The sequence below is a fragment of the Accumulibacter sp. genome, assembly GCF_032229525.1.
Lineage (GTDB): Bacteria > Pseudomonadota > Gammaproteobacteria > Burkholderiales > Rhodocyclaceae > Accumulibacter.
Map to the genome: position 1 here is coordinate 1 of NZ_JAVTWB010000212.1, position 5,280 is coordinate 5,280.

General features: G+C 62.6%; 5 protein-coding genes. 1 reads left to right on the forward strand and 4 read right to left on the reverse strand.

Going from position 1 to position 5,280, the window contains the following annotated elements; translation table 11 throughout:
• The 3 genes from RUW20_RS17225 to RUW20_RS17235 form a co-directional block, all read right to left on the reverse strand.
• Positions 1-376 (reverse strand): ATP-binding cassette domain-containing protein (locus RUW20_RS17225; protein WP_313953455.1); only part of this gene is annotated, 376 nt, incomplete at its 3' end.
• Positions 373-1,065, reverse strand: a complete 693-nt coding sequence (locus RUW20_RS17230; RefSeq protein WP_313953456.1) for an ABC transporter permease — start codon at positions 1,063-1,065, stop codon at positions 373-375. The genes RUW20_RS17225 and RUW20_RS17230, both read right to left, overlap by 4 nt.
• Positions 1,066-1,075: 10 nt before the next feature.
• A complete protein-coding gene (locus tag RUW20_RS17235; protein WP_313953457.1) occupies positions 1,076-1,906 on the reverse strand; it encodes a substrate-binding domain-containing protein in 831 nt (276 codons plus the stop codon).
• A 136-nt stretch (positions 1,907-2,042) separates the two neighbouring features.
• Here RUW20_RS17235 and RUW20_RS17240 point away from each other — a divergent pair, with 136 nt between their 5' ends.
• Positions 2,043-3,275 (forward strand): HDOD domain-containing protein, encoded by a 1,233-nt coding sequence (locus RUW20_RS17240; RefSeq protein WP_313953458.1) that lies wholly within the window; start codon positions 2,043-2,045, stop codon positions 3,273-3,275.
• Between the two features lie 203 nt (positions 3,276-3,478).
• Here RUW20_RS17240 and RUW20_RS17245 read toward each other — a convergent pair.
• Positions 3,479-5,280, reverse strand: a 1,802-nt coding sequence (locus tag RUW20_RS17245) for a calcium-binding protein (protein ID WP_313953459.1), incomplete at its 5' end; no start/stop codon positions are given.

Below are 5,280 nucleotides of genomic sequence, written 5' to 3' on the forward strand. Positions count from 1 at the left end.
CGAGGCGCGCCCAGGCGATGGCGGCGGTGACCAGCCGCTCGCGCTGGCCCGCTTCGATCCCCCTGGCGCGCAGCCCATAAGCGATGTTGTCGGCGACGCTGGTATGAAACAGGTAGGGCTGCTGATGGACGTAGATCACTTCGTGGCGCAGCCAGTCGGGATAGGGCTGCCAGTTGAAAGCTTGCGCGCCGTAGTGTCCGACTCCGCTGTCCGGCGCTTCGATGCCGGCCAGGATGCGCAGCAGGGTTGATTTGCCGCTGCCGTTTTCGCCGGTCAGCACGTAGCTCTTGCCGGCAGCCAGGGTCAGGGTGTCGATTGCCAGCAGTTGTCGTTCGCCGAAGCGCTTGGCCAGCCCGGATACGGTCAGCAGGCTCATCGCCGGGACTCCCCCTGAAAGAAGGCGAAGGCCGAATTGATGCCCAGCGCGACGACCATCAGCACGATGCCCAGGGCAATGGCCTGTGCGAAATCGCCCTTGCTCGTTTCGAGGGCAATGGCGGTCGGGATGTTGCGCGTCACGCCGGCGATATTGCCGCCGACCATCAGCGAGCAGCCGATCTCCGAGACGACGCGGCCGAAGGCGTTGCAGACCGCCGCCATCAGCGCGAAGCGAACCTCGACCAGCATCGTCCAGGCGATGCGTGGCTTCGATGCGCCGAGCGCCACGGCGGTCTCGCGTGCACGCGGGTCAGCCCCCTGGATCGCCGACAGCGAGAAAGCGATCAAGACCGGCAGGGCAATCAGCACCTGGCCGATGACCATCGCCGTCTGGCTGAATAGCAAGTGCAGTTGGCCAAACACGCCCTGGCGCGAAAGCAGCAGATAGAGGAGTAGGCCAACGACCACCGTCGGCGATGCCAACAGGCCCTGGACGACGACAATCAGCGTTCGCCGTCCGGGGAACTGGATCGTCGCCAGCAGATAGCCTAGGCCGATGCCCAGCGGCATGGCGATGAGCATGGCGCGCAGGGTCACCGACAGCGACACGGCGACGATACCCCAAAGGTCCGCATCGCCGGACAGTAGCAGCCGTAGCGCCGCGTTGCTGGCGTCGACAAGGCTCAAGGCTGGTCTGCTACTTGTTGCTGTCAGGAGTCACGAAGAACAACGGCTCGCCCTGGGGTCTGAACGCCCTGATCGCCGCCCGTCCGGCGGGGCTGGTGAACCAGTCGATCAGCGCCATGGCGTCGGCGAAATTGATCTCCGGGTATTTCTTCGGATTGACGGCGATGATGCCGTAGGGATTGAACATCCGTTGGTCACCCTGAACCAGGATCTCCAGGCCGGTCTTGGCCTGGTAGGTGGCGTAAGTGGCACGATCCGCTAGCGTGTACGCCTGCATCTCCCCGGCCATGGTCAACACTTCGCCCATCCCCAGGCCGGCGGCAACGTGCCACGGTTTTCCCGCGGGGGCAATGCCGAGCGCGCGCCAATAGCTCTTTTCCATCCGTTCGGTTCCCGAATCATCGCCGCGCGAGACGAAACGCGCCTCACTGGCGGCGATCTTCTGCATCGCCTGCAATACCTGGGTGTCGCCGCGTACGCCGGCCGGGTCGGCCTTCGGGCCGACCAGCACAAAGTCGTTGTACATTACGTCGCGTCGGTTGATGCCGTGTCCGGCAGCGACGAACGCGTCCTCGGCGCCTCGGGCGTGCACCAGCACCACATCGACATCGCCGTTCTCGGCCAGCTTGAGGGCCTTGCCGGTGCCGACCGACACGACATGTACCTTAACGCCCCGCGCCGACTCGAACTGCGGCAGGATGGCGCGCAGCAGACCCGAGTTGTCGGTGCTGGTGGTCGTCGCCAGGCGCAGTTCGCGCGCCTCGACGGAGGACGAAAGCATGATCAGCAGCAGCACGAGTGCCGTTGCCAGTCGGCGAAAACCAAAGAAAATCTGTGCCATGCCGTTACCTCTCCTTGAAGATGATGATTCTGGGTTCGAGTTCAGCGCCTGTCCTATTAACATGGACGCGCTACGGTGACCGGCTCAGGTCATCTCAGGGCCACAGGAATTCGACCCACACCACGAAACAATGACCATGCCGGATCCGGATTATCCCTATTCCTGCTTTCGACCTCTGCTTGCCGCCGACAAGAGCTGGGCAGCGCTCGACTGGTCTATCGCCGGTTCGCAGCCGACCGATGCCAGTGACCTGGTGAGGTGCTTTGTCGATGCCGGCGCCGCTCCTCTCGCCAGCTCCTTGCCGTTGGTGCTGTCGATCGACCCGGTGTGGCTGACGGAAAACGAGTTTATCGACAAATTCGAGGTCGACCAAGCCATCTTCGTTCTCTCGGCAGCGGCGCTGGACGACGGGCCGACGGTCGAAGCGTGCAGGCGCTGGCGCAAAAAAGGGCGCCACCTGGCCCTGCAGCTCGATAGCCCAGACCTCGTCAAGCGCATTCCGCCTGCGCTTTTCGATCACCTGTCGCTCGACGCGGCGTTTGCCCGCTACCAACTCCCGGCATTCGATCTCATTCTTCTCGAGCAGGCTGGTTGCCGCAAGATCGCCACCGGCGTCGGATCCGCGGCCTTGTTCGAATGGCTGGTAGACAATCGCTTCGACTACGCCGACAGCAGCTTCGTGACGATCAACGACCCGCTTGGTGAGGGACCGCCGGACCTGGCCCGGCTGAGTGTCCTGCGGCTGCTGAACCTGGTCCTTCAGGATGCCGACAGCCGCGACATCGAGGAGATCTTTCGGCAGGAGGCGCGCCTCTCGTACAATCTGCTGCGCCTGGTCAATTCGGTCGCCGTCGGCGCCAGGACGGAGATCGGCAGCTTTCATCAGGCCATCGCGCTGCTCGGTCGACGTCAGCTGCAGCGCTGGTTGCAATTGCTCGTTTATGCCGACCAGTTGGCGCACGGCAACCAGCCCAACCCCTTGCTGCAACTTGCGGCTGCGCGGGGCCGCCAGATGGAGTTGCTGGCCGCCGCCAGTGCTTCGACGAGTGACTCCCCGGAGGTCGCCGACGCCGCTTTTATCACCGGCACATTCTCCTTGCTCGACATCCTGCTCAAGATGCCGATCGGTGACATCCTGGAGGAGTTGCCGCTGCCGTCAGACATTGCCGATGCCCTGTCGTCCGGAAAGGGCGTGCTGGGGGCCTTGCTTGCCGTGGTTGTCGCCGGAGAATCGAGGGATTGGGCGCCGGCGAAGGAACTGCTAGTCGGCCTCGGGATTCGTGCCGCTGATCATGCCAAGGCACAGGTCGGCGCTTTCTACTGGGCGAGCAGAATCAATACCGCGAAGTCGGCGCATGCTGCGGCGTGAAGAGCACCGGAAAGCCGTGTGCGGGAAAACCGCATGCGTGGTTTGATGAGGGAGGGCAGGCGAAAGCCTCTGCTCTACCCGGCGGCCGCGGACCCCGGCGGCGGCTCGACGAAGAAGCACAAGAAACCCTGCCCCTCGTGCGAAGAATAGGGTGCAACGGCCTGGTTGGCGCTAAATCAGGCCGGCGCAAGCTGCGCTGGTAATCAACCAGCAGCGATGTCACCAAAAGCAATGCCAACAATCCCGACAGCGATCAAGTGCACCGCGAAATCAGCGCCATTGGTCGACAGTTGGTGGTCACCGTCGCCGTCGAAGAACACGTAGCTGCTGCCGCCGAAATCTTCAATAGCGACGTAGACCCGCAAAGGGTCGGCCGCCAACGCAATGTTGGCAGCGGCAAGGGCGTTTAGGAAACCTCCACCCGTTATCGTGCCTTCGAAGTAGTTGCTTAGGGACCCAACCGGTCCACCAACGAACTGCAGGCGGTCAGCCTCACCAGCGGTGTTGCCATTAAAGTCCACCATTGTGTCGGAGCCCACGAAGTCGATCGTGCTGGTCTCGACAACGAAGGTATCGTTGCCGGTCCAACCGATGTACTCGTCCGTGCCCAGGCCACCGTCAAGGATGTCGTCGCCCGGACCCCCATACAGGGTGTCGTCGCCGCCAAAGGTCATGATTTTCGCGCCGCCCGAGCCAGCCCAAACGGTGTCGTCGCCGGAACCGGTGGTGATGGTTTGATAGGTAGTGGAACCATGTGCAGCCACCACGACACGGCCGCTGGCGGTAGAGGCGTCAACGGTCTCCAATACGGGAGAACCATGCGCCGCCACGTCAATGTGACCATTGCCCGTGATGGTCAGGGTTTTGACGTTGGTCAAGGCGCTGATGTCGATTACGTCATTCGCATTATCGCCGACAACCGAGGTTCTGCTGGTATTGGTACCGCGAGCATCGATGGAAATGCCTTCGATGGCAGCAGCGTCAGTCGCAGACTTGAATGAGGCTGGGTTGCCGTTGTTGTCCTTGGCCGCAAGTTGCAGGATGTCGTCGCCGCCGGCCAGCGACCCAAGCACGTTTTTAATGTCGATGAACCCCCACTCGGTGTTCTTGCCAACGCCGAAGACGGTGTTCGTCAGGTTGGCAACGTTGGTGATGGTGGTGGTAATAAATGGCACGGTAGCGGTCTGGGTAACGATGATTTCCTCGTATCCGCTGGAGTTCAGCAGATCCAGGGTGGCCCCGGTTGAATCAGTGAGGTTGATATGGTTAACCGACGTCAGCACAGGCACCGCGCCAGCCTCAATAGCGCCGTCGGAGATGTTCATCGTATCCGTGCCACCGCCAGCATCGACAGAATCGACTGACTGGAGGCTGCCAGCGCTAATCGCGAGAATGACGTCGTCACCAGCGGTGGTCTTGCTCCCGGGCACAGACGACGTCGGGCTGAGCGTGTCGGCATTGGTAGTGAGTGTGAACGGGCCAGGAGTGGTGGGTGGACTGCTAGGGGGCGGGGACGTCTCGCCTCCATCGACTGGATGGGTGGTGGGTGTGGGCGTCTCGCCAGCGGCAACTGGATCGGGGACGAGCGTATTGAAGCCAACAAACACGGTGTTGCCGGGGCTCTGGAAGTAAGTCACGGCCTTCGCAACCTTCGCTTCCCAGGCGGTGGCGGCGGCACCAAAGGTCGGGTCGCTGGTCAGTTGGGCGAACAGCTGCAGGCTATCCGCGACGACCGCGCCACGCTGATCGGGGGCGGCGGCATTCAGTACGGCGACGAGGTAGGCTTCGCCTTGCAAGGCTGCTTCGCCGGTCAGGCCCAGATTTTTGACGATCGTATCGGCGACGGAGTTGCTTGTCGCGGTGCCGAAATCACGCAGGTACACCGCGTTCAGGAGGGGATTGACGCCGGTGTTGGCGACTGCCGCCAGCACTTCGTTGGCGGTCCGGTTATCGAGAACCAATCCATACATGGCGCCGGCATAGCGGGCAATGGCTAAGTCAGCGG